General features: G+C 59.6%; 33 protein-coding genes and 1 pseudogene. 22 read left to right on the top strand and 12 right to left on the bottom strand.

Annotated elements, in window-relative coordinates; genetic code table 11:
- The 9 genes from PMI40_RS10730 to PMI40_RS23235 all read right to left on the bottom strand — a co-directional run.
- The coding region (locus PMI40_RS10730; protein WP_008115058.1) for a DUF6475 domain-containing protein at positions 1-569 on the bottom strand (569 nt) is incomplete at its 3' end.
- Positions 566-1,336: a hypothetical protein gene (locus PMI40_RS10725; protein ID WP_008115056.1), complete on the bottom strand. Its 771-nt coding sequence runs from the start codon at positions 1,334-1,336 to the stop codon at positions 566-568. The genes PMI40_RS10730 and PMI40_RS10725, both read right to left, overlap by 4 nt.
- Positions 1,337-2,053, bottom strand: a complete 717-nt coding sequence (locus PMI40_RS10720; protein ID WP_008115054.1) for a recombination protein NinG — start codon at positions 2,051-2,053, stop codon at positions 1,337-1,339.
- The gene (locus PMI40_RS10715; RefSeq protein WP_008115052.1) at positions 2,050-2,484 is read right to left on the bottom strand and encodes a hypothetical protein; all 435 of its coding nucleotides are present in this window, start codon (positions 2,482-2,484) and stop codon (positions 2,050-2,052) included. The genes PMI40_RS10720 and PMI40_RS10715 overlap by 4 nt, the downstream gene beginning before the upstream one ends.
- Positions 2,481-5,042 (bottom strand): DNA methyltransferase, encoded by a 2,562-nt coding sequence (locus PMI40_RS10710; RefSeq protein ID WP_238540931.1) that lies wholly within the window; start codon positions 5,040-5,042, stop codon positions 2,481-2,483. The genes PMI40_RS10715 and PMI40_RS10710 overlap by 4 nt, the downstream gene beginning before the upstream one ends.
- Positions 5,043-5,086: 44 nt before the next feature.
- A complete protein-coding gene (locus PMI40_RS10705) occupies positions 5,087-5,473 on the bottom strand; it encodes a hypothetical protein (protein ID WP_008115048.1) in 387 nt (128 codons plus the stop codon).
- A gap of 8 nt (positions 5,474-5,481) precedes the next feature.
- The gene (locus PMI40_RS10700; RefSeq protein WP_008115046.1) at positions 5,482-5,796 is read right to left on the bottom strand and encodes a hypothetical protein; all 315 of its coding nucleotides are present in this window, start codon (positions 5,794-5,796) and stop codon (positions 5,482-5,484) included.
- Positions 5,793-6,143, bottom strand: coding sequence for a hypothetical protein (locus tag PMI40_RS10695; RefSeq protein WP_008115045.1), 351 nt, complete (start codon positions 6,141-6,143; stop codon positions 5,793-5,795). The genes PMI40_RS10700 and PMI40_RS10695 overlap by 4 nt, the downstream gene beginning before the upstream one ends.
- 113 nt (positions 6,144-6,256) lie before the next feature.
- Positions 6,257-6,499: a helix-turn-helix domain-containing protein gene (locus tag PMI40_RS23235; RefSeq protein WP_238540930.1), complete on the bottom strand. Its 243-nt coding sequence runs from the start codon at positions 6,497-6,499 to the stop codon at positions 6,257-6,259.
- 47 nt (positions 6,500-6,546) lie between these two features.
- Here PMI40_RS23235 and PMI40_RS10690 point away from each other — a divergent pair, with 47 nt between their 5' ends.
- From PMI40_RS10690 to PMI40_RS10630, 13 genes are all read left to right on the top strand, one after another.
- Positions 6,547-7,257 carry a LexA family transcriptional regulator gene (locus PMI40_RS10690; RefSeq protein ID WP_040501900.1) on the top strand — a complete coding sequence of 237 codons (711 nt, stop codon included), beginning with the start codon at positions 6,547-6,549 and terminating at the stop codon, positions 7,255-7,257.
- A gap of 19 nt (positions 7,258-7,276) precedes the next feature.
- Positions 7,277-7,933: a hypothetical protein gene (locus PMI40_RS10685; RefSeq protein ID WP_008115043.1), complete on the top strand. Its 657-nt coding sequence runs from the start codon at positions 7,277-7,279 to the stop codon at positions 7,931-7,933.
- 335 nt (positions 7,934-8,268) lie between these two features.
- Positions 8,269-8,454, top strand: coding sequence for a hypothetical protein (locus PMI40_RS10680; protein ID WP_008115042.1), 186 nt, complete (start codon positions 8,269-8,271; stop codon positions 8,452-8,454).
- Positions 8,455-9,343: 889 nt separating this feature from the next.
- The gene (locus PMI40_RS10670) at positions 9,344-9,604 is read left to right on the top strand and encodes a hypothetical protein (RefSeq protein WP_008115041.1); all 261 of its coding nucleotides are present in this window, start codon (positions 9,344-9,346) and stop codon (positions 9,602-9,604) included.
- On the top strand, positions 9,601-9,735 hold the full coding sequence (locus PMI40_RS24530) for a hypothetical protein (protein WP_255348138.1): 135 nt from the start codon (positions 9,601-9,603) through the stop codon (positions 9,733-9,735). The genes PMI40_RS10670 and PMI40_RS24530 overlap by 4 nt, the downstream gene beginning before the upstream one ends.
- A 124-nt stretch (positions 9,736-9,859) precedes the next feature.
- A complete protein-coding gene (locus PMI40_RS10665; RefSeq protein ID WP_008115040.1) occupies positions 9,860-10,105 on the top strand; it encodes a hypothetical protein in 246 nt (81 codons plus the stop codon).
- Positions 10,102-10,290 carry a hypothetical protein gene (locus tag PMI40_RS10660; protein WP_008115038.1) on the top strand — a complete coding sequence of 63 codons (189 nt, stop codon included), beginning with the start codon at positions 10,102-10,104 and terminating at the stop codon, positions 10,288-10,290. The genes PMI40_RS10665 and PMI40_RS10660 overlap by 4 nt, the downstream gene beginning before the upstream one ends.
- Positions 10,291-10,299: 9 nt before the next feature.
- Positions 10,300-11,271: a recombinase RecT gene (locus tag PMI40_RS10655; protein WP_008115037.1), complete on the top strand. Its 972-nt coding sequence runs from the start codon at positions 10,300-10,302 to the stop codon at positions 11,269-11,271.
- Positions 11,272-11,283: 12 nt separating this feature from the next.
- Complete coding sequence (locus PMI40_RS10650) at positions 11,284-13,056, top strand: YqaJ viral recombinase family protein (RefSeq protein ID WP_008115034.1); 1,773 nt, start codon at positions 11,284-11,286, stop codon at positions 13,054-13,056.
- Positions 13,057-13,082: 26 nt separating this feature from the next.
- Positions 13,083-13,811, top strand: a complete 729-nt coding sequence (locus PMI40_RS10645; protein WP_008115033.1) for a hypothetical protein — start codon at positions 13,083-13,085, stop codon at positions 13,809-13,811.
- Between the two features lie 39 nt (positions 13,812-13,850).
- A complete protein-coding gene (locus tag PMI40_RS10640; RefSeq protein WP_008115032.1) occupies positions 13,851-14,117 on the top strand; it encodes a KTSC domain-containing protein in 267 nt (88 codons plus the stop codon).
- Between the two features lie 67 nt (positions 14,118-14,184).
- Positions 14,185-14,595, top strand: a complete 411-nt coding sequence (locus PMI40_RS10635; RefSeq protein WP_008115030.1) for a zinc-finger-containing protein — start codon at positions 14,185-14,187, stop codon at positions 14,593-14,595.
- Positions 14,596-14,597: 2 nt separating this feature from the next.
- Positions 14,598-15,500 carry a recombination-associated protein RdgC gene (locus PMI40_RS10630; RefSeq protein ID WP_008115028.1) on the top strand — a complete coding sequence of 301 codons (903 nt, stop codon included), beginning with the start codon at positions 14,598-14,600 and terminating at the stop codon, positions 15,498-15,500.
- Between the two features lie 8 nt (positions 15,501-15,508).
- Here PMI40_RS10630 and PMI40_RS10625 read toward each other — a convergent pair whose 3' ends face one another.
- Complete coding sequence (locus tag PMI40_RS10625) at positions 15,509-16,153, bottom strand: hypothetical protein (protein ID WP_040501896.1); 645 nt, start codon at positions 16,151-16,153, stop codon at positions 15,509-15,511.
- 32 nt (positions 16,154-16,185) lie between these two features.
- On the opposite strand from PMI40_RS10625, the gene PMI40_RS10620 reads away from it, so the two are divergent.
- Complete coding sequence (locus PMI40_RS10620; protein WP_008115024.1) at positions 16,186-18,420, top strand: DNA cytosine methyltransferase; 2,235 nt, start codon at positions 16,186-16,188, stop codon at positions 18,418-18,420.
- Positions 18,421-18,422: 2 nt separating this feature from the next.
- On the opposite strand, the gene PMI40_RS10610 is transcribed toward PMI40_RS10620, so the two are convergent.
- Positions 18,423-19,040, bottom strand: a complete 618-nt coding sequence (locus PMI40_RS10610; protein ID WP_157221494.1) for a hypothetical protein — start codon at positions 19,038-19,040, stop codon at positions 18,423-18,425.
- A gap of 122 nt (positions 19,041-19,162) precedes the next feature.
- On the opposite strand from PMI40_RS10610, the gene PMI40_RS22945 reads away from it, so the two are divergent.
- Genes PMI40_RS22945 through PMI40_RS10590 form a run of 4 tightly spaced genes read left to right on the top strand, consistent with a single transcriptional unit; the run spans position 19,163 to position 21,913 of the window.
- Positions 19,163-20,179 (top strand): hypothetical protein, encoded by a 1,017-nt coding sequence (locus PMI40_RS22945; protein WP_008115019.1) that lies wholly within the window; start codon positions 19,163-19,165, stop codon positions 20,177-20,179.
- Positions 20,176-20,466, top strand: a complete 291-nt coding sequence (locus PMI40_RS10600) for a hypothetical protein (protein WP_008115017.1) — start codon at positions 20,176-20,178, stop codon at positions 20,464-20,466. Before PMI40_RS22945 ends, PMI40_RS10600 begins: the two co-directional genes overlap by 4 nt.
- On the top strand, positions 20,463-20,942 hold the full coding sequence (locus PMI40_RS23230; protein WP_008115015.1) for a DUF1643 domain-containing protein: 480 nt from the start codon (positions 20,463-20,465) through the stop codon (positions 20,940-20,942). Before PMI40_RS10600 ends, PMI40_RS23230 begins: the two co-directional genes overlap by 4 nt.
- Entirely contained in the window at positions 20,942-21,913 is a 972-nt protein-coding gene (locus PMI40_RS10590) for a hypothetical protein (protein ID WP_008115013.1), read from the top strand. The genes PMI40_RS23230 and PMI40_RS10590 overlap by 1 nt, the downstream gene beginning before the upstream one ends.
- 174 nt (positions 21,914-22,087) lie before the next feature.
- Here PMI40_RS10590 and PMI40_RS10585 read toward each other — a convergent pair whose 3' ends face one another.
- Complete coding sequence (locus tag PMI40_RS10585; protein WP_008115011.1) at positions 22,088-22,333, bottom strand: hypothetical protein; 246 nt, start codon at positions 22,331-22,333, stop codon at positions 22,088-22,090.
- 35 nt (positions 22,334-22,368) lie between these two features.
- Here PMI40_RS10585 and PMI40_RS10580 point away from each other — a divergent pair, with 35 nt between their 5' ends.
- The 4 genes and pseudogenes from PMI40_RS10580 to PMI40_RS10570 all read left to right on the top strand — a co-directional run bounded on the left by PMI40_RS10580 (position 22,369) and on the right by PMI40_RS10570 (position 25,092).
- Positions 22,369-23,004 (top strand): hypothetical protein, encoded by a 636-nt coding sequence (locus PMI40_RS10580; protein WP_008115009.1) that lies wholly within the window; start codon positions 22,369-22,371, stop codon positions 23,002-23,004.
- A 2-nt stretch (positions 23,005-23,006) separates the two neighbouring features.
- Positions 23,007-23,153, top strand: a pseudogene (locus PMI40_RS24600) (helix-turn-helix domain-containing protein); the annotation flags it as partial.
- Positions 23,154-23,170: 17 nt separating this feature from the next.
- Complete coding sequence (locus tag PMI40_RS10575) at positions 23,171-24,247, top strand: site-specific integrase (RefSeq protein WP_008115007.1); 1,077 nt, start codon at positions 23,171-23,173, stop codon at positions 24,245-24,247.
- 200 nt (positions 24,248-24,447) lie between these two features.
- On the top strand, positions 24,448-25,092 hold the full coding sequence (locus tag PMI40_RS10570) for a hypothetical protein (protein ID WP_008115006.1): 645 nt from the start codon (positions 24,448-24,450) through the stop codon (positions 25,090-25,092).
- The last annotated feature ends 17 nt before the right edge of the window (positions 25,093-25,109 follow it).

Here is a 25,109-nt window from a genome sequence, read left to right as displayed (position 1 = left end):
CGGCTGCCCCCGCCGATAACGGCCCTTGCCACGCCCGGCTCGCCGATCAGGAACGGGCCCTCGCTGGCAAACCCCTGCTTGCTATTGCTGGCCTCGGACATGCCGATCAGCACCGGCGGGTAGTCGGGGAGCTGAGTACGCGCGCGGTAGCCGCGGTACCGGTTCACGAACTCATTGCGCACGAACGGCCACTCGTCGTCGCCCTTCGTGCCCAGCACCACCCAGCCGCCCATCTCCAGCACAACACGATGGATCAGGCCATCGTCGAACGCCACCGAACGGTAGGTGCCCACTTCGCGCACCGCGCGGTCGACCTTCGCCCAGGCCATCAACGCCGCATCCTGGGTCGACCCGTGCAGCATGCGCACCACGTCGGCAGGCTTCGGCAGGTACTGGCCGACGTCAGGGTTGATGCAGTGACGGCCCAGCGCGTCCTTCACGGCGGCCAGGTCAAACGGCGCCAGCGCCTGCCACCACACGCTGCCCACACCCTCGGACAGGTCCTTCGTGTGCATCGCGTACACGCCGGCCAGGTACTGGAAGAACTCTTTTCGGTCTGTCTGGATCATGCTGTTTCCCCTGCAAGGCGCGCCGCTACGGCGAGGTTTCGTTGCTCAAGCTGCTCTTGCCGGCTCAGGCCGCCGGTGCCGCCGGGCGGCGATGCGCGCGGACGGGCCGTCCAATCGGATCGGTAGTGCTCGTCAGGCCCGAAGAACGTAGCCGGCTGCTTGATGAACCGTGGCTCGGTGCGTTCGAGCTCGACGTAGGTGGCATATCGCTTCACGCCGGCGATCATCTCGGCGGCGCTGGCGCCGGCCCTGATCCGTGCATTCCATGCCTTCAGCGAGGCGGCCTTGCTTGCACCTGGGCGCCGAGGGTATTCCGACCAGGCGGTTTCGAAATCGGGGTCAAGCGGCTCGGCCGCGACAGATGTTTTTTTCTTCTGTTTCTGTTCTGTATCTGAATCTGTATCTAGGCTGTCACCATTCTGTTCGTGTGACGTCACAGTGTGGTTCTTGCCCTGTTTCCGGCGTTCCCGCCAGGCGCGAGTCCGCTCTGCGCTTGAGTCCGAGGCGAATTGGCGCTTTTCCCAGTTCAGCACTTCCCACGCGTCGTCAATGAAGCCCTTCTTGATGAACAGGGCCTTGGTATCGACCAATTCGACGTCGCTGATACGCAGTTGAAACGCCAGCTCTTCGTCACTCAATGTCACGGTGACGTCACTGCAACGGAGGCAGAACAGCATGATGAGACGGCGCTGCATCGCCTCGGGCATGCTTTGTACCTTCGCGTCCGTTGCGAATTCTGAGTAGAGGCGGAACCACTGATTCGCCATTTAGACCGCCTGTCCTTCCGCCCGCGCTGCGCGCAGGTCTTTCAATTTCAGTTGGTACAGCCGGCGGATGGTCCGCAGGTCGTCATGGGTCCATTTCGGACTGGACTGGTCGGCCTCCAGGTCTTCTAGCGCGGCCAGGCCGATGCGCTTCTCCACGCCGGCGCGGAATGCTTCGCGCGTGGTACCGCCCGGACGGTTGCAGTTCTTGCGCTGGGCGAAGCAGTTGTTCTCGTTGAACCGCAGATGCGGCGCCGCGCCGCGGCTGATGTAGTGGCCAGCGTCGACCGAGCCGCCTGGGCGATTGGGCTCGAACGGCTTGCCGCAGTCGATGCAGCCATGGCCAGCCCCGATGTCGCGCTCGCGGATGAATGCGTTGAATGCGGTCTGTGCCTCGGCGATCAACTCGCCGTAGGACTTCATGGCCTCGCGCTTGGCTCGGTCCAGCACGCGATCGGCGCGCTGAGCGCGACGCGCCGCTTCCTCGCGCTGGCGCCTGGCCAGCTCGATCGCGCAGTCCGTGCCACAGGCCTTGTGCGTAATCGAGCGCTTGAAGTACTCACCTCGGCAGACCTTGCAACGGCTCGGCTTGCGTGGCTTAGGGGCTTTCGCCGTCAGGCCTGACAGCGCATTCTTACAGGCCTGATCAAATTTTTTTGACGTGGTCCCGCCGCCAGACTTCAGCCGATTTTTGCGATTGAGGGGCGAGCGCTGCATCATTGATTGCCCAAAAATTCGAGGTTGACGCTCAGCGCCAGGAAATGCGTCTGCATGGCTTCGGCGTACGCGCTCAGCTGACGAGTGGTCATCAGCGATGTGACGGGCCAGTACTTCATGGCGCGCAGCTTTTGCTCGTAGGCCATCAACTTGATTGAGCTGTCATAGGCGATGCGAAACTCTTCGTCCTCAGCGCGCAATAGCGGGACACCAAAATGCAGTTTGCAGAAGCACTTCCATCCGAGCGCATCGTCCTCGCGCAACTCGCGGGCAAGTTGCTCGTACCAGCAATGAATAGTCGCGTTCTGGTCCAGCGAGCGGTCCTTGCCAGTCTTCAGACTGATCTTGAGATAGCGATGGCGGCCGAATTCCTCGCGCAGCACACCCATGGCACGTTGAAACGACTCGGCGCTATTGACGAGCAATGAACTCACGCAGCACGCTCCATTTCATCGAAGTCGAACAAGGTCGGCATGCTCATCTCGCGCTCCATCGCACGCAGGTAATGGACCTGATCCAGAAAATAGGCCGGGTTCAACTCGGATCCGCCGGCGCGGCGGCCGGCCTTGAGCGCACGAACTCCCACCGTGCCCAGACCGTGGAATGGGTCATAGACCAGGTCGCCCGGATTGCTGTACCGGTTGATCAGTCGGTCGACGATGTCGATCTGGAACGGGCAGACATGCTTTTCGACCGCGCGCTGCGATTGCTCGCCGTTGAGCGTTTTCATGCGAAGCACATCGTGCCATACGGCCGGATCCTGGCTGCCAGGTGCCAGGCTCAGGTAATCGGCCGGCAAGGTCTTGTTGGCCAGCATCGCCTCACCGACCGCGACATGGAACTCGTAGTCGTAGACGTTGCTCATCGACAGTTCCGTGAACAGCTTGGCCAACTTTGCCGGCCCATAGCTGGCCAGCTCCACCGCGCTGAGCAGGCGGTTGCCGCTCGACCGCCAAAACGCATGCGCATCAACCTGCCAGCGCGCAACGCTGTAGCCGGTGGCAGGGATAGGCGCGGCCTTACGGTCGAACGCGATCGTGTTCCCCTGGTCATCCAGGCACAACGGCTTGCTCTTGGTCACCGGGATGTCTGCATACCCACGGCTGCGGTCGCTCTGCGGCTTGTGGAACAGCAGGATGTACTCCGGCGAGCCGACGCCCATCTTCGTGCCGTCCTTGCACACTTCGGAATAGCCCAGACGGTAGGTCTGGTTGTTCTCGCGCACGACATCGGTAACGACCGTGATCATGCCCATGTAGTCGAAGCCATGCTTCAGGCCATGGAACAGCGCTTCCGCATGGAACGGGCTCACGGTCGGGATGCCGGCGCCAGTCACGTTGCCGAAGTTGATGCGATCCTTGACATGGCATGCATAGATGCGGCCCGGCTGCAGGATCCGGAACAGTTCGGGCGTCAGAAAGTCCATCTGCGCCCAGAAATGGGCGTTGTCCTGGGTGTGGCCGAAGTCGTTGTAGCTGGGCGTGTATTCGTAGTGATTCGCAAACGGGACGCTGGTGACGATCAGCCCGACAGAGTTGTCCGGCTGCTCCCGCGCTTCGAGCACGCAATCGTTGTTTGCCACGGTGAACCGCTCCCCGGCCACGACCTGGCGCTCAATACCGATCGTGCGTGCCAGCGAGTCTTGCATCGAGAGCTGGTCCAGGCCATAGGTGCGGATGATCTCGCCCATCTTGGCCTGCATTTCATCGTGCCGGCGCCATTTTTCCATCAGGTCGGCCAGTACCTTGCGCTCGACCTCGGTGTGGATGATGTCGATGCGGACCGGGTGCGACTGCTGGAACCGCTGCACGCGGTGAACAGCCTGGATGAAGTCGTTGAACTTGAAGCCGATCCCCGAGAATATCTCGCGGTGGCAGTGGACTTGGAAGTTGCAGCCCGAACCAGCAATGATCGGCTTCGTCGAGAGCAGCGGGAACTTGCCGTCGCTGAAGTCCGCGATGCGCTGCTCGCGCTGCTCCAGGTCCTGCGTCCCCCACACGCTCACGGCGGCCGGAATCGCCGCCTGGATAGCGTGGCGCTCGTCCTCCAGGTCGTGCCAGATCACGAAATGGTCGTCCGGATCCTTGGCGATGATCTCGGCGACCTTCGCGACGCGCGCCACCATGCTGTCACGCTTCTCGCTGGCGGCGGCCGACAAACCCATGGCCACGTTCGGAATCAGCAGGCCCTGGCCATTCTTCTCGGCGCCGGCGGTGCCGTAGTTGCTCGGCACCTCGTGGAAGCGTACATCGAGCGCGGGCAGCCCGTAGCCCTCGTCCGAATGGCCAAGATCGCTCGGCTTTTGAATGAAGACCGCCCAGCTCGCCACCCACAGCCAGAATTCCTGTTCCTTGTGCGGATAGAGCGTCAGGTTACCGGCCTTCTCGCTGTCACGCTGGAAGAACCTCGTCAGCGCCTGGCCGGTGTCCATCACGCCCAGGAAGCCGGCATAGTGGATCAGTTCCTTGAACCGGTTCGGGCTCGGCGTCGCGGTATAGACGAATTTGAATTCGACCTGCTCGAACAGCGGCAAGAATTCCTGATAGGTCTTGCTGCCATAGCTGCGCAGGACGCTGGCCTCATCCAGGCCGGCCGCGCGCCACTGGCTGACATCGATCTTGCCCTCGCGCACCGACTCATAGTTCGTCATGTAGACCGTGGCCGGATCATCGATTTCGCTGTCCGAGCGGATGAAACGAAGGTCGACGGCCTGGGCGCCGGTGAAGCGCTTGGCGACCTCGCGAGTGAATTCCTGCCGCACGCCCAGCGGCGCGACGATGCCGCGAAGGCCTGGCCGGTGAATACCGATTTGCCGCATCACCTCGATGTTGGTGCTGGTCTTGTGCAGGCCGAACGACGCAAAAATGGCGCGCTGGCCTCCGGCGCATGCCCAGCGGACGATGTCCCGGGTGTGCGGCTTCAAGCCGGGATGGATATCGGCCAGCGGCACATCGAAGCCGTTGGACTGCGCCAGCTTGATCTTGTCGCGCAAGAACCGCTGGTATTCGTCTACAATTTGCTCAGTCACTCAATACCTCACTTATTGAATTGATGAGAGGCCCGGGCAGTTACAGCTGCTCGGGCTTCGCCGTTTGTGGGCCGCGCAATGTTCGAGGCCCAGATCGTGATACAGCGGGCATGCGCGTGCGGCAGCTTGGAAGTGCCGACCCGGCCCTTGTGGCAGAAGCCCAGGCGGCGAGCCTTCATGGCGATCTGGCCCCAGGCGCGCTTGTCCGGCGCCGGCGGCACCCGGGTTGATGCCGCGATGACGTCCTCGGTGCTGAACTCGGTGTGCGTCAATGCGTGGTCGCGGAACGCCTGCAGCGCCAGCTCGGACCAATCGACCACAACGCGGTCAGCGTGATCAGCCGCGCGCGCCGCGCCCTGCTCTGCCAGGTCGAACCCAAGTTGCGTTACAGACATATCCCCTCCTAACGTTGAATCGGCTTCAATTTGCGCAGCCGCTTGGCGGCGGCGTGGATCGCCTCATTCCACTTCGAGTCGCTAGTGCGGTCCATCACCTCAATGGCATGAGTCGCCGCGGCAGTGCGGGTGAAGGACTGGGGAATCAGCACAGAGAACCCCGTCGTGCGCTCTGATACCTGGTAATCCCGAAACAGATCGGCCACTTCTGGCCGGCGCCGATGAGCGATCAGCAACCTGGCGCCGACGTCAAAGGCGTAGCCCTCCATTTCGAGCAGGCCGTCTTCGAAGGCAGCGGTGAATGTCGTTTTCTTGAATTTCATGCGGCCACCGCCATGCGTTCTTCCATCACCTGCTCCAGGAACGTCAGTTGCATCCGGCTGGCCAGGAACAGGCTCGCCGCCCGCCATCCGCAGAAGGCCTCGAAGTCGGCCAGGTACTCGGCCGGCAGGCACATCGGGGCGTGGCTGTCTTTTTTGACGCAGCGGCTCATTTGCGGCGTCGGCAACCCGATGGCATTGGCGCAGATCGCCTGGTCGACCTTCTCGCCGGCGCCGTGGTTGAGACGGTTCTCCCAGCACCAGATCACCGCATCGCGGTAGCTGGCGAACTGCGACACGACGCTCTGCGGCGCCCACCGTGGCTTTTGCAGGCCTTTGAAGAAGCCCATTTCTCGTTGTGATGGCATGGATATAGGGAAATACAATCAAATTGCGGGTTGAATTGCGGGTCGAACTGGGCAAAAAATTGAGGTCATGAAAACTCATGACCTGCAGAAGAAAGTCAGGCCGGTTGGCCGTAGATATCTGGACGAAGGTCGAAACGCGACACGGCCCCTCCGGTCGCATCCTCAATTGCAAGACAGCGCTCGGCCGGCGCGGACTTTCGCGCAACCCATTGCTGGACAGCTTGTGGCGTCACCCCGACCTTGTCGGCCAGCTCAGTTTGGCCACCAAGAAGGCGGCACGCTTTTTCAATTGAGGTTTCCATGCGCGGAAGTTTAAAGTCAAACTTGTATGAATACAAGTAATTCTTTAAGCGACACTTACAAGGTCAGCTTGTACCATCGCGCGATGGAATTTAAGAATCGCTTACAACAATTGCTCCAGGCCAAAGACGGCGGCAACATGTCCGAGCTCGCTGCCTTCTGCAAGGTCACCCCGCAGGCTGTCCAGCAGTGGATTGCCCAAGGACGCGCGCCGCGTCCTCACCGCCTGCAGGAGATCGCGGCCTATTTTGGAATTACCGAAAAAGAGCTCTTGTTTGGCGAGGACGTGCCTGGCGATATGACGAGTCGTGAAAATGAGCGTGTTGTCTTTCCAGCCTCATTTATTCCCGTCGCGGCCTATGAGCCAGGCGACGATGATTTTGTGACTATCAAAACAGTGCGCTTAAAACTGTCAGCAGGCATCACGGGGTTCTCGATTGAGCCCGAACGCGGCGAGGGGATGCCGATTGTGTTCCAACGGGAGTGGATGGAACGCAACGGGTTCTATGCGGAAAACCTAATCGCTGTGAAAATTCGGGGCGACAGCATGCGCCCGAAGCTCGATGATGGCGACCTGGTCGTGATCAATACGGCCGACAGGATTCCGAAGGATAATCACCTGTACGCAGTTAACTTTGATGGCGAAGACGTGATCAAGCGCCTGTGCCGCGAAAACCGGGAGTGGTGGCTAGTCTCAGATAACCCAGACCAGAAGTCTTATCCAAAACAGATCTGCAAGGGCGGAAGCTGCATCATCATCGGCCACATCATTCATATGCAAAGCCGGACATTCTAAGAAAAAACCAGAGGGGAATATGTACTCACTCAGAACGCGCCAGATTATTGCCGGTTGTACATTTGTTTGCGTGGCGGCCGTTCTTTACGCTGCGGCCAATCATTCTGCGCCAAGCAGCGTCAAGATAGCGGCCCCTGCTGAGGGTACATCACAGATCCCCGCTGCGCCGATGCCACCAGAGCCCGAAGAGCCTCCGCTGACTAAGGCCGAAGCCGCAGAAGCGCTCTCTGCGTATATGCATGATGTGCAGGGCCACCTCTACGCTCAGTCCGCCGTCCAACAATTGATAGTCGCTCGGATCAAACAGGATATTGAGTGGGGAGCACTGGACAAATTCCGGGCTGACGCCGGTGCGTTGAAGGGCTCCACTATGGACGCGAGAGACAAAATTTCCGCATTACTTTATCCAGAGAATCTATCGAGTGAGGACCAGGTGATCTTTGAAAAAGTCGTCGATCAGGTGTCCGAGGTCACCATGCAACTTGTCGAATTGGGCGTTGACGTCTCCGCATCCGCGAATACCGGCCTGGATTTTTCCAAAGAGATGTCAAAAGACGCAGCTCTGCTGAAAAAAGCTACTCAGTCTATGAAGACCATAACAATGGCGGCCTACAAGCAATTTGGCGTACCCGCCGCCCAAATCGACAAAGAAACTCTCACCTTACTCAAACAATAAGCAGACATATATCGCACATGTGGCTTGTGTGATATTCAACACCCGACTTCACGCAGTCGCTCTGGGCTTGAGCGGCCTGCTAGCCAAAGGATTTCACTGGCTGTAAGTTTGTCTTGCCATTTAAGCCAAACCGCCTACAGGCGGTTTTTTTACGCCCTTTGCGGCGCTATATTCCAAAAAATGACAAACAACCCATATCGATATACAAATTAGATATGAAACATTACAAGTCTCAATACAAGTTTTGCTTGTGTCGATACAAGTTAAACTTTAATATCACTCCATCGACAAGCCAACGCAACAACGCAGCGGCGTACAACCAGATGGAGAGAAGCATGAGCGCAAAGAACCTGATCAAGTGGATCGACAGCCACTACCCAGCAGCTCCTACCGTTGATAACGGCAACGGCACTCTGACCATCTCGATCGAATGCGTGAACGTGAACACCAGTGCTGTGTTCATCGAACGCCAAGTCATCCCGGCCACCATGGCTGCTGCCCGTGAAGTTCTGGGCTACTGATCAACGAATCCAAAACGCTGGCGGAAGCCTCGGCCGGGGCCAACGCGCAAGCCGGTAGCAGCGTCCGGCAATCCCCCAGCAGCGATCGCGCTTCCTCCGACGCCGGAAATATCGGAGGGCCCACAAACCCGAGAGAGGGAACGCCCCCGCGTATGCAGGCGTGACAGTCGGAGAGTACGGCATGAATTGCAACGGGAGCAGTACCGAAGCCGCGGGACAGCGCGGTGGATTCAAATGCCCGATTGGTACGGGTATCTAGGCGGGAGATTAGAAACCGCTCGGTGATCCCGACAAGCCGTGCTTGCAGGGGGCGAATGCGAATCTGAGCCATACGGAGAGGGCAACTGGATAGCCATAAATCCCACGGGGCGGCGTGTAATCCGCCCATGAATTTGCCGCTTAAGGGCGGAACCAGGAAACGCCCAAAGCCGCGAAACGTATGCCAACTAAGCAGTGGCTAGCCGTCCGGAACTGCGGGGTAGACCGACAGTATTTTTGCAGTCGGGCAGTGCGGTGGAAACCCGCCAAAAATTCCGGCTCGTGCCCACGTATCTGCTGGTGCAAAGCAGAGTAGACCGCCCTGGCGTCGATAAAGGCCAGGATCAACATCAGAGCGGCGGCCATGAAGGAATGGCACTGCGGCAGCAGCAGATCAAGGCACCGGACCATGTAAGCCGGCCAGCCAAGGAACAACAGGATGATATTGCCCCCGTGCCTTCCTGCCGATCAGCCGGTATCAATCCCGGCCCGCTCTGATGTTGGTGGATCGCATGACTGGAACTGCCCTGCTGTGGAGTGGGGCCTGCTCTCTCGCCCGGGGTGTCCCGGCGATGCACCAGAAGCTGGGAAGGTAGCCCGGCCACCAACAACCCAACACACGGAGAAGAACATGAAAGCACCACAGGGATTCTTGCCAGTTTCGATCAGCAGTCCAGACCGGCACGGCCGGGTTGACGTCGGGTCTTCGGATGCGAAGTTGCTGGTGCTCGATACGGATCCTGGGCACGCCGCATTCATGAAGACCGCCTGCAACAACCACGAGTCTCTGGTGGCGTTGCTGAAAGATCGTCCATACATCGCCGGGGCGGATGGCCGCGCCTGGAACGACCGAGTAAATGCCACGCTCATCACCCTCGCAGGTGCCGCGTGAACTGGTCAGCCCTGCTCTTCTTGCTGGCCATCCCGATGGCCGTGTATGCCGGCGTCAAGCCTGCCGATGTTCTGACCATTGCGCTTGTCGCGGTGGTTTTCACCATCGCCGCGTCGGGGGTTCTGTTTTGAACTGGATCGCCCTTTTTTTCCTCGCCCTGGTACCGGTGTTTGCGACCAGCGGCATTCCTCGCAACGCAATGCTGGTCGCCATAGGGTTCGTCACTGTGCTGGCCGCTATTTCAGGAGTCTCACTATGAACCACCTTCGCCTCATCACCTGGCAGCCAGCACAGCCGGTGCCGCAGCGCCCTACCGTCGTCCGCCTGGCCCGCCGCGCGCGCCGCGCCCTGTTCGTCGTCGCCAAACACCTGGCCGCTGGCGTGCTGATCGCCGTGGGCGCCCTGCTGGCCCTGCATGTCGTCCAGGCCGCTGGCCAGAAGGCCGCCAGCGTCCAGCAACCGGTGTCGGCGCCGGCATGCAAGGTCGACCGCAGCGTATGAAGCCCGGCAACGTCATCACCGCGGCGGGCTTCTTCCTGGCGCTCGGCATCGTTCTGTTGATGACCGCCGCCGACAACAGCGCCCAGCGCCAGGCCGAACTGCAACAGAAGCGGCGCCTGGTGAACCACTTCCCCGACCTAGCCATCGCCCAGATGACCGTGCCGGCCCAACACAAGCAAGACTGAAAGAGAACGATGAACCAAGTCGCCCTGAGCCCCGCCGGCACGCTGAATCAATTTCTGAAACAGCACAAAAACCAGATCGAAATGGCCCTGCCGAAGCACATCACCCCTGACCGGATGATGCGGCTGACCCTGACGGCGTTCAGCCAGAACCGCTCCCTGCAGGACTGCACTCCGCAGAGCATCTTCGCTTCGGTGATTGTGGCGTCCCAGCTGGGGCTGGAAATTGGAGTCGGCGGCCAGGGCTATCTCGTGCCATACAAAGGCACTTGCACCTTCGTGCCTGGCTGGCAAGGCCTGGTCGATCTGGTCTCCCGCGCCGGCCGCGCCACCGTGTGGACCGGCGCCGTGTATCGCGGCGACAAGTTCGACTGGGCACTGGGCGACAGGCCCTTCGTGAAGCACCAGCCAGAAGGCGACGGTGACGACTGGCACGACATCACCCACGTCTACGCCATCGGCCGCGTCAATGGCAGCGACCACCCGGTAATCGAGGTTTGGACGATGGACCGCATCGTTCGCCACCTCAACAAATTCAACAAGGTAGGCGGCAAGCACTACGCGCTGACCAACAACGGCCAGAACATGGAGATGTACGCCCGTAAGGTGGCGCTGCTTCAGGTGCTGAAGTACATGCCCAAGTCGGTAGAGGTGATGCGCGCCATGGACGTGGCCAATGCGGTCGACAGCGGCAAGAACTTCACGTTCGACGGCGACGTCGTGGTGATCGACGACCGCGATATCGATGAATCGCCAGGCGACTCCAGCCCCGGCGCAACAGGTGTCCAACAGCAAAGCGGCGGCCGCCCCGAGATTCCTGAATGCACCGATGAAGAATTCAAAGCCAAGACGCCGCGCTGGCGGAAGCAACTTCTGGAAGACGGCGTATCGGAAGCCGACCTGGTCAAGATGATCGAGACCCGCACCAAGCTCACTGAAGACCAGAAGACCACGATCAACAGCTGGACCCACGAAAACGATTGAGCGGAGAACATCATGTCGAACAACAAAATTGCCTGCGTCATCCACGAACTGTTTCAGGGCTCGCCCGAGTGGCAGCAATTCCGTCTGACCCACTACGGCGCCAGCGAGGCGGCCGTGATGCTTGGCCTGTCCAAGAATGCAACACGCTCGGAACTGCTGCGCATGAAGTACCTGGGCGATGCCAAAGAGTTCTGTCGCTGGGTACAGGAAAACATTCTTGACCATGGCCACGCGGTCGAAGCTCTCGCTCGCCCCATCACCGAGGCAGAGATTGACGACGACCTGTATCCGGTGACTTGTTCAGCAGAACTGATGCCGGCGTGGGCGAGCTATGAAATGTCTTCGTCCTGCGATGGCCTGACCCTTTCTCGCCGGACTGCTTGGGAGCACAAACAATGGAACGAAGCACTTGCCGCATCGGTAGCAGTAGGTGTGCTGCCAGACGAGCATATGCCCCAGTGCCAGCAGATCATGATGGTGACTGGCGCCGAGAAGGTCATCTTCACGGTATCGGACGGCACGGCCGAGAAGCGCGTCAGCATGGAAGTCTTCCCCGATGCGGAATGGCAAGAGCGCATCTACAACGGCTGGTGCCAGTTCGACAAGGACTTGGCCGCCTACCAATTGCCCGAGGCCGAGAAAGTGCTGGCTGCCGAGCCGGTGCTGGCCCTGCCTGCGGTAGCGGTGCAAGTCTCTGGCCAAATCGCCATCACCGAGAATTTCAAGGCGTTCGAAGTCGCCCTGCGCAGTTTCCTCGAAAACGATCTGATCCGCGAGCCGAAGACCGATCAGGATTTCGTCGACCTGGACAGCCAGATCAAAGAAATGAAGAAGGCTGAAACGGCGCTGGACGCGGCCGAAGCCCAGATGCTGGCGCAGATCACGAGCGTAGACGACGCCAAGCGCCAGAAAGACCTCCTGGCCAAGCTGGTGCGGGAAAACCGACTCATGGCCGAAAAGCTGCTGGCCAGCGAGAAAGACCGACGCCGCGCCGAGATGATCGAGACCGCCCGCAAGGCGTTCACCGCGCACCTGGCAGCGCTGCAGGCTGAAATCGCCGGCCTGCGCCTGAATGTGGGTGCTCCTGACTTCGCTGGAGCAATCAAGGGCCTCAAGACCATTTCGAGCATGCAGGAAAAACTCGACGTGGCCCTGGCCAACGGCAAGATCGCCGCCGACCAACAGGCCGCCGACCTGCGCGCCAAGCTGACCTGGGTGAAAGAACACGCCGAGGAACACCGCGCCCTGCTGGCCGACCTGCAGCAGCTCGCCGCGAAGCCGATGGACGACTTCACCCTGGCCATCACCGTTCGCATCGACAACCACAAGAAGGCGGAGGCGGCACGCCTGGAAGCCGAACGCGAGGCGATCCGCAAGGAAGAGGCGGACAAGCTGGCTGCGCAACAGGCGCAAGCACTGGAAGCCGAGCAGAAAAAGGCTGCCGCTTCGGTGCCGGTGCCGGCCGCCGCGGTCGAGAGCAGCGCGCAGCTGCCCCTGGCCTCGGCTGCTTCCCCTGCACGCAGCATTCCAGTCGAGCGCACCTACGTTTCGAGCACACCGCGTCTGCTCGCCGGCGGCCCGCCGACCCTGCGCCTGGGCCAGATCAACGAGCGCCTGGCGCCGATCAACCTGACGGCCGACGGCCTGGCCGGCCTGGGTTTCGTCCATGCCGCAACCGACAAGGCGGCAAAGCTCTATCACGAGCACGACTACCCGCTCATGTGCGCGGCGCTGATCGAGCACCTGCGGGCAGCGCAGCACACCGGCACCGCCCAGGCGGCCTGATCAATCATCAACCGAAAAGAGAAGACATGGAAATCACGCTCAACATTGATCTGGAAGCCGCGATCACCGGCGCGCTGCGGCCAGAAAAGCTACAGCCGATCCTCGACAAGCACGTCACGGATGCCATCACTTCGGCCATCAGTGATGCAACCGGCTATTCCAGCGAATTCCGCAAGACCCTGTCGAAGCAGCTCAAGGAAGTTCTGCCACACGGACTGGGCACCGACGACCTGGTGAAATTCCAGCACATCCTTAACCAGGCACTGAACAGCGCCGTGAGCGGCGGAAACCTGACGCTGGTGCAGACCGCGCTATCCCAGGCGGTCCTGAACACCCTGCCGACGATGGAAACAACCGTGAAAATGTCCGAATTGCTCACCATGGCACGCGACGATTTCAGCCGCGAGGACGGCGGAGCGTTTTACGCCTATTTCGAGGAATCGGAATACGACAGTGGCGGGCACCTGTACCTTGACCGGAATGCGTCTCCAGGGCGCTCTGGTTTCGGCTCCAGCTCCAACAAGAGCCGCGCTGGCTCCAAGTATGACGCGGACATCTCCATCTCCTTCAATAAGGAAGGCGAAGCCTACGCGCTCAAGCTGGACGGAAAGATCGTCAAGCCGACCACGCTACCAACTGTCATCAGCCGCTTCGACACGATGCTCATGAGCTTGTACGTGGGCCGCACTCGCATCGACATCGATATGGATGACGACGACGTGCAGGACTTCGCCCGCGAGAAATACGACGACTAATCCGAAGCACCACCACCCCGCAACCACGAAAGGAAACACATGGACACCGCAATCGCTACCCGCCCGGCCATCCCCCTGGTCACCGTCGAATCATCGCAGATCGCCGCGATCGGCCACGACGCCGCCACCAACACGCTGGCCGTGCAGTTCCCCAGCAAGACCGACCGCCCGGGCAGCGTCTACCACTACGCCAATTTCACGGCTGCAGACTACGCCGCCTTCCAGGCCGCCGAATCGAAGGGCAAGCACTTCATCCACCAGATCAAGCCCTTCGAAGAGAAGTACCCGTTCACCCGTATTTCGTAAGCAGTTCCTCTGAGGCCCGCCCGAGCCGTACACCTCTGCGATAGCGGGGGTAATCGGGCCAGAACATATGACCAAGAAACCGAAGACGTGCAGGTATTGCCAGGAGCCAGCCGCTCTGCTCTACCGCGGCGATAAGGGCTACCCCTACTACCAGGACTATGGCCCGATCTGGACCTGCGCACCATGCAAGGCCTGGGTCGGATGCCACGACGGCACGACGAATGCTCTGGGCGGCCTGGCCAACGCCGAACTGCGGGACTGGAAGATCAAGGCACATGCCGCGTTCGACCCGCTCTGGAAGGCAAAGATGGCCCGCGATGCCTGCACGAAGTCCAAGGCACGCCGAGCCGGCTACAAATGGCTGTCGGAGCAAATGGAAATGCCAATCAAGCGGACGCACATCGGATACATGAGCGTCGAGGAATGCAAGAAGGTGGTCGAGATCTGTTCGGCTATTCGAATGAAAAGGGGAAATTGAAGATGTTCAGGAATGCACAGATCTACCGTCTACCATCGCCATGGGCCGTTACGCATCAGGAACTGGAACCGCACCTGAGCCCGCAGTCCTTCACTGCGCCCAGCAGCATCGAGCTGAAAGCGCAGGGCTGGGTGGCGCCGCGCGATAGCGGCATGTTGGTGCATGCTGTGAACCGCCAGTTCCTGCTGCAGCTGACGACCGAAAAGAAGCTGCTGCCCTCTTCCGTGATCAACCAGGTCACCAAAGTGCGTGCAGCCGAACTGGAAGAACAGCAGGGCTTTCCGCCGGGACGCAAGCAAACCAAGGAATTGAAGGATCAAGTCACCGATGAACTGCTGCCGCGCGCGTTCAGCACACAAAGCCGCACCTGGGTCTGGATCGACCCAGTGAATGGCTGGCTGGTGGTGGACGCCGGCACGCCAGGCAAGGCCGAGGAAGTATTGAAGCTGTTATTCAAGGCGATCCCCAAGTTCCCGCTGGAAACCTTGCGCACCGTCATGTCGCCGGGCGCGGCCATGACCGACTGGCTGGCCAGCGACGAAGCGCCGGCAGGCTTCACGGTCGACCAAGACACTGAGCTGCGCTCGACCGGTGAAGGCAAGGCCACCGTGCGCTACGTGCGCCACGCCCTGGAAGCAGACGACATGCGCCAGCGCATCGAGAGCGGCAAGCAGTGCACTCGCCTCGCGCTGACCTGGGCCGACAAGATCAGCTTCACGCTGACCGAGAACCTGTCGATCAAGAAGATCACCCTGTTGGATGTGTTCAAGGAAGAAAGCATGCCCACGGTCAGGGACGAAAACGAGCGCTTCGACGGCAACTTCACTCTGTTCACTGGCGAGTTCGCCAAGCTGCTGGCTAGCCTGGTCGACGCACTGGGCGGCCGAATCAAAAAGGCGGCGTGATGCCGACGCTATTCCAAGCGTGCGGTCAGCGCAGCACGCAATTTTTGATGCGCTCCCATAAATGCATTCTTCCACGGTTTCAGGCGGAGGGGCTCGGGATAAATCGCGGGCTGGCCGTCTGTATAAATGATGGTTTCGCCTCGGTCACTACAGTATTCATCGATAGCTTCGCCAAGTCTGAAGAGTGCTTGCTGGGCGAGAACCATTTGGGTAATAGCGATGTGCGTACCCAGCGTCGCCAGATTTATTCCCATCAGGGCGTTGAGCAACGCATTAAATATTGGTTCTTCGAACGAAAGTGCAAGCGCCAGGCGACCACCGGCATTTCGCTCATATTCATCTGCGAGCCGATTTATCTCGGTTTCGCACGATTCCAAAATCGCAAAAATGCTAGCGATCTGCTCTCCATGTCGCTTCCGTTCCTGGGCCTCGGATTGCTTGCGTGCCGCGTTTGCTTGCCGTTCTCCGACCAAGTAAGCAGTAAATACGGCGACGATCGTACCAGCTCCGCTGAACCAGGTCGCATAGTCGCCCATTTTGTCTTTCGGGATGTCTTTTGTTACTTCCAAAATTTGGATGAATACCGGACAAAAACCCGAAGCAACGATAAGCACCAACAGCGCACTTTCCAAGCGCGAAAATCCTTTTTCCATGACACCCCTTCATTTTTTGGAGCGATCGTAGCATGAAGCGCGATAACCACACCCTTCCCCTCGGCATCGCAGCCGAACTGCTGATCGACAACTTCGCTGGCGGCGGTGGCGCCAGCACCGGCATCGAGATGGCCTTCGGCCGCCCGGTCGACGTCGCGATCAACCACGACGGCGAGGCGCTGGCCATGCATGCCGCGAATCATCCAGGCACCGCGCACTATGAGGAAGACGTCTTCACCGTGCACCCGGGATTTGTCACCCGCCAGCAGCCTATCGGCCTGGCCTGGTTTTCGCCAGACTGCAAGCACCATTCGAAGGCCAAGGGCGGCAAGCCGCGCGAAAAGAAGATCCGGGGCCTAGCCTGGGTGTGCCTGAAGTGGGCAACGTTCCAGATGCCGCGCGCGATCGCCATCGAGAACGTCGAGGAATTTCAGGACTGGGGGCCGCTGGACGATGAAGGCAAGCCGATCAAGGCAGAAAAGGGCCGGACGTTCCGCGCCTTCGTCGATGCCCTGTCGACCGGCCTGGCCGCAGACCATCCGGACCTGGCCGAGATCTACGATGCGCTGGGCGCTGACTTCCCCATGGAACGGCTGCATGCCGGCTTGGGCTACAAGGTGGAATGCCGGATCCTGCGCGCCTGCGACTATGGCACGCCGACGATCCGCAAGCGCCTGTTCATCTTCGCCCGCCGGGACGGCCTGCCTATTGTCTGGCCGGCGCCGACGCACGGCGATCCGAAAAGCGATGCCGTCAAGCAAGGCAAGCTGCTGCCGTACCGGACCGCCGCTGAATGCATCGATTGGTCGATCCCCTGCCCGTCCATATTCGAGCGCAAGAAGCCGTTGAAAGAGGCGACGCTGCGTCGCATCGCCAAGGGCATCATGAAGTTCGTCGTGAACAGTGCCGACCCGTTCATTGTTTCGACCGCCCACAGCACCACGACCGGTAGAGGGCCCAATGTCTGGCCGATGGACGAACCCCTGCGTACCACCACCAGCTCGAACGACAAATACCTCATCGTGCCGTCGGTCATGCACACGACGCACCAAGGCGCCGACCGCAACGCCGACGTAACCGAGCCGCTCGCCACCGTGACCGGCGCCAACCGTGGCGAGCAGGCCATGGTCTCAGCCCACATCACCAAATTCAGGACCGGCAGCACCGGGTCGCCGCTGGACGAGCCCCTGCATACGGTCACAGCTGGCGGCGACAGCAAGCGTCCGGCCGGCGCCGCGCATGCCATGGGCATCGTCGAGGCCACACTGGCGCCGTTCATCACCGAACACGCCAATGCCAGCACCCAGCGCAACATGCCAGCGGACGAACCGCTGCGCACCCAGTGCGCCGAGGTCAAGGGCGGCCACTTCGCCGCCGTATCGGCCACGCTGGTGCAAACCGGCTACGGAGAACGACCAGGTCAAGCCCCCCGCGCACCCGGCCTGGACAAGCCGCTAGGCACGGTCGTTGCCGGCGGCGGCAAGCACGCGTTGGTGACGGCAACGCTGGTCGATGCCGCCCACGGCGAAGAATCGCCCAGCGGCGTGAAGCGCTGGGGTGTAGGTGCGCATGACATCGAGAAGCCGGTGGGAACTGTTACGGCCAGCGGCGGCAATCAAGCGCTCGTGTCGGCCATGCTGGCCAAGCACTATGGCGGCGTTACCGGGACCCGCGCCGACGTGCCGTTCGGCACCGTGACGACTTCGGATCATCACTCAGTGGTGACGGCGCAGATCGTCGGTGTCGGCGGCCGCGCCGGCCAGTCTCGACCGCGCGATGCCAGCGAGCCGATCCAGACCGTCACCGCCAAAGCAGATAGCGCCGTGGTCACGTCGCACCTGGTCAAGTTGCGTAACAACCAGTTCGGCCAATCCGTAGAAGAGCCGGCACCGACGCTCACTGCCGGCGGCGGCCACGTCGGAGAGGTGCGCGCCTTCCTGATCAAGTACTACGGCGCGGATAAGGACGGCGTCTCGTTGGCAGCGCCACTGGGCACGGTCCCGACGCATGACCGCTTCGGCCTCGTCACCATCCAGGGCGAGGAATACGAGATCGTCGACATCGGCATGCGCATGCTCACCCCGCGCGAGCTGGCGCGCGCCCAAGGCTTCCCCGACAGCTACATCCTCGACCCAGTGGTCAACGGCAAGCCGCTATCGAAGACCGCCCAGGTGCGCATGATCGGAAACAGCGTCTGCCCTCCGTTAGCGCGCGCCATACTTGAAGCGAACTTCCAACATGAGCGTGAGATCGCGAGGGTCGCATGAATTCACAGTCTTTCTATCAGCTCTTTATTTTTGAGATAAAGACCGGGTGCCAGTTGCTTCAGATAGCTCGCCAGTTCGATCGACTCATGGCTCGCCTCCGCATCCAAAGCGTGCAGTCTATTTCGGTTCATTCTATAGGTAGACCCGTCTCTCTTCGGGTCTTTGCCCCATATCATCGCCAGCTCGATTGCAATGCGGCGCAGGTGCAGAAGCGCCGACATATGCCCGTGAGCAGAGACCACGTCCAACGGCAGTCGGGACAGCATGTCTGCCAACGTTTGGCACTCCATTGGAATGTCCGGGTAAATTATCGGATTCGATTCGTGGTCAGTTTGGTATGCCGTCAGAATGCACATGCTTGCAACCTCTTTTGCAAGTTGCTGCAAGCCCAAGATCACTGCGGCTTCTTCCATGAGTTTATTGACTGCAGCATCAGCTCGCTGACGCCCATAAGTCCAAAGAGCCACAAAAACTGCGGCGGCAGTGGCTATCGCAGAGAGTGGGGACCACCAGTCACTTGGCACTGGGGCCCGAAATACAAACGACACCAAGTGGCCGCTGACAAAGACCGCCGCCACTGTGAAGAAATACTTAGCCGATACCCAGAAGGTACTGTTCATCACGCCTCCCCTTGTTATCGGGGAAGCGTAGCACAACAGCCACCCGAGCTCGCGCCCAGCACCACCCTGACGGAGCTCCAGCAGCGCATGTCCAGCCTGATGAACCCAGTAAAGGAAGCCGCATGACGGTCAATAAAAATCCAGCATTGGACGCATTCCCCTATACCTGGTCCCCAGAAAAGCTGTGGGCCGTCCACATCCTTGGCCCTGACGATGTCTACGCCGCACCCACGATGACGGATGCCTATGAGGAGGCAGCTCGGTTCCAGCGCTTCTGGGCTGCTCGCCAGAAGAGCGAATACTCTCCGACCATAGTCGCCGTGGTAACCGAATGGAACGGCACGCCAGAACAGCATGCCCACAGTGTCGCGACCTACTGGCAGGACTTTGCCATGCATGACACACCCACAGCTATTCGCAGTGCGGGGCTGGCGGAAGATGATATCGACATGGTTTCGATGGCACTCCGTAAGTCGTATCTCTACGGCCAAACCTATTGGCGGCAGGCCGACAGCGATAGCATCAGCCAGAACAAGAAGTCCGACGAGACTGAGGCAAAGCACGACAAGCTCGTTGACGACATCCGTGCCAAGCTCGCCGCGCTGAGATTCGATGCCCCCACCGCCGCCGAGGTACGCAGACCTCTGGACGTTGACGCGCTGGCGAACGAGATTCGTCGTGTGGACGGCAACCACAAGCTGGGTGCCGGTGCTCTTGCTGAAGCACTGATGCCGTATTTGCTATCTGCTACCGGTGCAGCAGAGGTGATCATGTTCCCGAACGATGGCAGCCAGCCAGAGGATACCGCGCATCTGGAGTGTCCGGCTTGCAGCGGCAGCGGCCACATCGATGACTACAATTCATCGGCAGCCGAGGTGCGCAGGGAGGCGCTGGATATCACCGTGCGTCAATTGCGGATGATCATGGCGGCATATGATCCGGATGGCGCACTGAACGACGAAGAGCAGGATACCGAGGTCAGCATTCAGATGGGCGACGAGACCAGCCACAGCGGCAAGGGACTGTATGCATGGCTGTCTGATTATCCCGGCGAAGGCGCTATCGCGCTGTTCGATACGCCGGATGATGAAGACCTTCAATCCACCCCAGCTACGGCGGGAGAGGGAGATGCATCGTGAAGACCAATTACAGCACCATCGACCACGCCATCTGCGCAGCAATCTACAGCGGCGCTGATAACTTCACACGCCTGACCACTCAGCGCAGCGTAATGGACCTCGCTGACTCGATCGCTGGGCAGGAGAACACGCAACCCAGGAAAGGGTATGCGCCGGTCTTCGGCTGGCGCATTCTCGACCGCCGCCTGCAGGCCCTGCGTAAAGCCGGCAGGATCATCTACAAGGGCGGCCGCTGGCAGATCACGACCACGCCGTCCTGCGATGACGTTGGAGGTGAGAAGCCATGAACGCCATCATTTCCGCATGCGGCAGCTACCGCTACTCGCTGTCTCGGGAAGCAAATGATGCTTTCGCAACGCGTGGTCCCGCATTGTTCATCATGCTGAACCCCAGCACGGCCGATGCCGGTCTGGACGATCCTACAATTCGTCGCTGCCGCTCATTTGCAAAGGCTTGGGATTGCGATGGCCTGGTCGTTGCAAACCTGTATGCCCTGCGTGCGACCAATCCGGCCGACCTCTGGCGTCATCCCGACCCCGTCGGGCCGGAGAACGATCTGCATCTGCGTGCACTCGCTGACGAGCACGAAACCGTCGTGTGCGCCTGGGGGATTCATGCAAGACCGGAGCGAATTGAAGCATTGCGGTCGATATTCAACGGTCGCATGCACCGCTTGATGTGCCTAGGAACGACCAAGAGCGGCGCTCCGCGTCATCCACTTTACGTCGCAAACGGCACCCCGCTGGTGCCATGGGAGGCCTGATGCACACCACCGCCCTGAAAGAACTGAAGCTCCTAGCACCGTGGGCCGTCGAGCACTGGAACGATCCTCGATTCGGCCAAGGCTTCAAAGTCGCCCGCTGGGTAGATGGCATCCAGTACAGCCTGCACGACCCGCAGGATAAGGTGATCTTTTTCCGTCGAAGTGAGGAAGCGAATCTTGCGGCTATCGGCTCCAATGCAGTGGCGATCCCCGAACGTGCCGCCCCTCCCGCTGGGGAGATGCCGGGGTTGCCGGACCACATGCTGCGTTTCACCAGCATTGCCGGCAGGGAAGGTGAGCCGTATTACACGGCCACGCAGATGCGCGCCTACGGCCAGGAATGCGCCCGCAAGGCTGGTGCTGGGGTGGCGACAGCAGGGGCGGTGCCTGATCCTACGCCGCCTGATGTTCGGCCTGACACGGTGATGGCAAAGCCTATGCCGATCAATGCGCTGTGGGACGCCATCGGCGTGTATTGCGAGGCCGTCATTGATGACGAACTGGCCGTGTGCGGCATTGGCGACAAGGTCGATCCACGCATGCGAATCGGAGCAGCAAAGCGCCTGATCGACTTGATTGGCGACCGTACCGACCATGACTCTCCAGTCTTGCCGAGCAATCGTCTTCACAAGGATGCACACCTATCGCCAGCAGTGACGCAGCCGGTGGCGGATGAGCGGGCTTTGGCTATCTCATACCGCGAATGTTTCGACAAACATCATCCTGAAGTAATCGCGAAGTTGGTGAACGATCAGCAAGCAGAAATCAACCAGCTTCGTGCTGCACTCAAGACCGCCGCCCCAGCACTTGAAGCGGATGTGAAGGATGCGGAGCGGTATCGAGAGTTTTTCAACGCAGGGCTGCCCATTTGTTTTCTCGGCAAAGACTACCACTCAAAAACTGAATTGGATGTTGCCATCGACGTCGCCCGCGCTGCACTCTTCCAGCCTGCAGAAGGGGGTAAATCGTGAGCGCTGATCCTTTCCTTAAATGGTGGACAAGCAAGCCAGTTCACGACCGCGTCACCAGCCTTTCCTACGCATCGGATAAGAGCATGCACCCTCTGTTGCGCGAAGCATTCGAAGCAGGTCGGGAATCAATTTGCAAGGCTGGCGGTGGCGATGTGGTGAGGGAGCCGGCGGACTCTAGTCAAGAGCAACAGCGTCACGTCGGATCAAATCCAGGCCGAACTGGTATGCCTGGGCGACCGCATCAGATTCCAACTCGAACTCCGCGCCACGAATAATGTGTCGGATCCCACGAACCATCTCATGAGCATGGTCAGCCATACGCTCAAAGAGAACGCTGGACTGCCACTTTCCATTTTTCAATGGTGTAGCCGTGCAAAAAAGAAAATAGCCGCCTTCTTCAAAGAATGTGGTGCGTCCCATTACCCCTCCTATTATGGTTGAAAAGGCATCCTAGCATGAAAGAACGCCCTATCCTCTTCAGCGCCCCTATGGTGCGCGCCCTGCTCGCTGGCCAGAAGACTCAAACCCGGCGTGCCTTCAGCAAGCGCATGATCGACACGATGTACAACGCCGCACACATGGGCGAGGTTTCGTATTTCATCGACGGCGGCGAGATGGAAGAAAACGACCTGAGCTATGTAGCCGACTGGTGCCCTTATGGGAAGATCGGCGACCGGATGTGGGTGCGGGAGACATGGCGCGGAGTCGTCGAAATCAGTCCCCCGGATGCTATCAAACCAGAATACGGTGTCGCCCGATATATACCGGCGCAGGAACATTGCAAGCGCATTGAGTATGCCGCCACACAAGAGTGCGGCGACGATCCGTGGCGCCCCAGCATTCACATGCCTCGGTGGGCGTGTCGCATCCTGCTCGAAATCGTCAGCGTGCGGGTCGAGAAGCTGAACGACTGCAGCGTGTCAGATGCACTGGCCGAGGGCGTGTTCACCTGGTGGCGTGAAATAGAGCAGACCGCTAGCGACCACCCTGCACCGCCCGCGATCTATCGTGAGCTGTGGGAATCCATCAACGGCGCCGGCAGCTGGGCGGCAAACCCATGGGTGTGGGTTGTGGAATTTAGAAGGATCTAGCAATGAGCCTTATCAAACTTGACCAAGCCGCGAAGATTCTCACGGTCTCCCGGCGCACCCTGGACCGGTTGATTGCCGGTGGCCAGCTTCACCGGATCCAAGTCTCTACGGGTCGCTACGCAATACTTGAAGAAGAAATTACAAAATACATCACCGAACAAACAACATGGGTATCACCTACGACGAAACACGCAAACGTTATATCGCTCGCATCCGCCGACGCGGGGTCGCGGTTAAGAAGTCTTTTGACACAAAAGCCCAAGCCGAAGCATTCGAAAGAGCAGCGCTGCAGCAAATCTTCGAACAAGGTGACCTCGGCAAAAAGCAGCGCCACACCCTTGACGAAGCGATAGAAAAGTATCTGCTGGACGAGGTGCCGAACCATCGCTCGAATGACCGTGTGAAATCGAACATCCGGGCTCTCATGCCCCACACCGAGGGGCTATACCTGGATCAGATTTCCGACGCCGCGGCGAAAGTGCGAGCGGCCCGGCGCCAGTCCCGCCGTCCCTTACCTGAATTCGAGACTCCAGAGCAGCGCAAGGCCCGGCTTGTTGCCATGACCAAGTTGAAGCCATTGACCTCGGCGACGATCAATCGACGCCTGGCGATCCTGCGGCGGGTAGCCAACCTGGCATACAAGGAATGGCATTGGATCGATCGACCGATATCGGTGCGGTTGCTACCTGAGCACAACCAGCGCCATGAATATCTGAGCGCCGAACAAGTCGATGAACTTGCTGCCGCGTGTCGCGCCCCAGCCAACCACATGACGATTGTCGCGGCCTACACCGGCATGCGTCGCGGTGAGCTCTTGGGGCTGACGAAATCCAACATCCGTGGAGACAATATTTTTCTGGGGCTGACGAAGAATGGCCGCCCAAAACTAGTACCCATTTCGCCTAGAGTGAAACCGGCACTGGAAGCTTGGATCAAGGCAGACAAACCCGACCCGCGCACCCTGTACAAATACTTTAAGGCCGGGGCCAGATCGATCGGCAAGAAGACCCTGAGATTCCACGACTTGCGGCACACCACTGCCAGCTTTCTGCTGAACATGGGCTTTGACTTGGCGACGGTTGCCGAAGTCTTAAACTGCACGATTCAAAATGCGCAGCGCTACGCTCATCTCAGCATCGAGAACAAGAAACACGCGCTCCATGCGATAACAAATGTCGGGGGCCAAAAAAGTGCCAATGCCATGCCAATTAGGCGGAAAATGCCTAAGACGCCAAAACAATAGGGCCGCCACCAGAAAGGGATTGCGGGCGCATACTGGATTTATATACAGCCCACGTACCGATTCGTAATCAGTAGGTCGACGGTTCGATTCCGCCCATCAGCACCAATCAAATCAAGCACTTAGTGAGATTTCTCACTTTTGCTTATATTTTGGATCGACGTTTTGCCACAGACTTGCCACATTCAATTGGCAGAGACGGTATGGCGACGATTCGAAAACGCGGCACCTCCCAATGGGAGGTGCAAATCCGCAAGCGCGGTTATCCTCCGCAATCAAAAACCTTCAAACTACGCGCAGCCGCAGAGGCTTGGGCTCGGGAAATCGAGTTCCAGATGGATGCTGGCGCGTTCTCATGCCGAAAAGAAGCGGATAGGACGACATTCCGTGACGCTTTACAGCGCTATTGGGACGAAGTTGGATCTCAGAAACGGTACTCAAAAAACGAATGGGGCTACATCAGCAGGTGGATGAAGCACCCATATTCCTCCCGGTTTCTTTCGAATCTCAGAGGCGCTGATTGGGCCAAATATAGAGATGACCGGCGTGCCGAAGGCAAGGCTGAGAACACGATCCGCATCGAACTGATGGTGGTATCCACCATTTACAACGTTGCCCGCACAGAATGGGGCATGGAGTCTCTCGGCAACCCGCTCGATAATATTCGAAAGCCCTCCGGTGCTGCGTCACGCGACAGACGCCTTCGCCCCGGAGAATTTGAACTGATCCGGGATGCGCTTTCACAGTCAACCAATCGATGGGCAAAGCCCATGTTTGAGTTTGCCATTGAAACCGCACTGCGCCAGGGCATGCTGTTTAAGCTCCAGTGGGACTGGGTGGATCGGTAATCCTCCCTTAAAACCAG

Origin of the sequence: Herbaspirillum sp. YR522 (genome assembly GCF_000282575.1) — a bacterium.
Taxonomy (GTDB): domain Bacteria; phylum Pseudomonadota; class Gammaproteobacteria; order Burkholderiales; family Burkholderiaceae_D; genus Herbaspirillum.
Note: the sequence above shows the minus strand (reverse complement) of the source record. Positions and strands in the feature narration are given on the sequence as shown.

Excerpts from the sequence above, each read along its gene's own strand:
- PMI40_RS10725 (WP_008115056.1), bottom strand. The coding sequence starts at position 1,336 with ATGGCGAATCAGTGGTTCCGCCTCTACTCAGAATTCGCAACGGACGCG.
- PMI40_RS10720 (WP_008115054.1), bottom strand. The coding sequence starts at position 2,053 with ATGATGCAGCGCTCGCCCCTCAATCGCAAAAATCGGCTGAAGTCTGGC.
- PMI40_RS10705 (WP_008115048.1), bottom strand. The coding sequence starts at position 5,473 with ATGTCTGTAACGCAACTTGGGTTCGACCTGGCAGAGCAGGGCGCGGCG.
- PMI40_RS10700 (WP_008115046.1), bottom strand. The coding sequence starts at position 5,796 with ATGAAATTCAAGAAAACGACATTCACCGCTGCCTTCGAAGACGGCCTG.
- PMI40_RS10695 (WP_008115045.1), bottom strand. The coding sequence starts at position 6,143 with ATGGGCTTCTTCAAAGGCCTGCAAAAGCCACGGTGGGCGCCGCAGAGC.
- PMI40_RS10690 (WP_040501900.1), top strand. The coding sequence starts at position 6,547 with ATGGAATTTAAGAATCGCTTACAACAATTGCTCCAGGCCAAAGACGGC.
- PMI40_RS10685 (WP_008115043.1), top strand. The coding sequence starts at position 7,277 with ATGTACTCACTCAGAACGCGCCAGATTATTGCCGGTTGTACATTTGTT.
- PMI40_RS10680 (WP_008115042.1), top strand. The coding sequence starts at position 8,269 with ATGAGCGCAAAGAACCTGATCAAGTGGATCGACAGCCACTACCCAGCA.
- PMI40_RS10670 (WP_008115041.1), top strand. The coding sequence starts at position 9,344 with ATGAAAGCACCACAGGGATTCTTGCCAGTTTCGATCAGCAGTCCAGAC.
- PMI40_RS10665 (WP_008115040.1), top strand. The coding sequence starts at position 9,860 with ATGAACCACCTTCGCCTCATCACCTGGCAGCCAGCACAGCCGGTGCCG.
- PMI40_RS10660 (WP_008115038.1), top strand. The coding sequence starts at position 10,102 with ATGAAGCCCGGCAACGTCATCACCGCGGCGGGCTTCTTCCTGGCGCTC.
- PMI40_RS10655 (WP_008115037.1), top strand. The coding sequence starts at position 10,300 with ATGAACCAAGTCGCCCTGAGCCCCGCCGGCACGCTGAATCAATTTCTG.
- PMI40_RS10650 (WP_008115034.1), top strand. The coding sequence starts at position 11,284 with ATGTCGAACAACAAAATTGCCTGCGTCATCCACGAACTGTTTCAGGGC.
- PMI40_RS10645 (WP_008115033.1), top strand. The coding sequence starts at position 13,083 with ATGGAAATCACGCTCAACATTGATCTGGAAGCCGCGATCACCGGCGCG.
- PMI40_RS10640 (WP_008115032.1), top strand. The coding sequence starts at position 13,851 with ATGGACACCGCAATCGCTACCCGCCCGGCCATCCCCCTGGTCACCGTC.
- PMI40_RS10635 (WP_008115030.1), top strand. The coding sequence starts at position 14,185 with ATGACCAAGAAACCGAAGACGTGCAGGTATTGCCAGGAGCCAGCCGCT.
- PMI40_RS10630 (WP_008115028.1), top strand. The coding sequence starts at position 14,598 with ATGTTCAGGAATGCACAGATCTACCGTCTACCATCGCCATGGGCCGTT.
- PMI40_RS10625 (WP_040501896.1), bottom strand. The coding sequence starts at position 16,153 with ATGGAAAAAGGATTTTCGCGCTTGGAAAGTGCGCTGTTGGTGCTTATC.
- PMI40_RS10620 (WP_008115024.1), top strand. The coding sequence starts at position 16,186 with ATGAAGCGCGATAACCACACCCTTCCCCTCGGCATCGCAGCCGAACTG.
- PMI40_RS10610 (WP_157221494.1), bottom strand. The coding sequence starts at position 19,040 with ATGAACAGTACCTTCTGGGTATCGGCTAAGTATTTCTTCACAGTGGCG.
- PMI40_RS22945 (WP_008115019.1), top strand. The coding sequence starts at position 19,163 with ATGACGGTCAATAAAAATCCAGCATTGGACGCATTCCCCTATACCTGG.
- PMI40_RS23230 (WP_008115015.1), top strand. The coding sequence starts at position 20,463 with ATGAACGCCATCATTTCCGCATGCGGCAGCTACCGCTACTCGCTGTCT.
- PMI40_RS10590 (WP_008115013.1), top strand. The coding sequence starts at position 20,942 with ATGCACACCACCGCCCTGAAAGAACTGAAGCTCCTAGCACCGTGGGCC.
- PMI40_RS10585 (WP_008115011.1), bottom strand. The coding sequence starts at position 22,333 with ATGGGACGCACCACATTCTTTGAAGAAGGCGGCTATTTTCTTTTTTGC.
- PMI40_RS10580 (WP_008115009.1), top strand. The coding sequence starts at position 22,369 with ATGAAAGAACGCCCTATCCTCTTCAGCGCCCCTATGGTGCGCGCCCTG.
- PMI40_RS10575 (WP_008115007.1), top strand. The coding sequence starts at position 23,171 with ATGGGTATCACCTACGACGAAACACGCAAACGTTATATCGCTCGCATC.
- PMI40_RS10570 (WP_008115006.1), top strand. The coding sequence starts at position 24,448 with ATGGCGACGATTCGAAAACGCGGCACCTCCCAATGGGAGGTGCAAATC.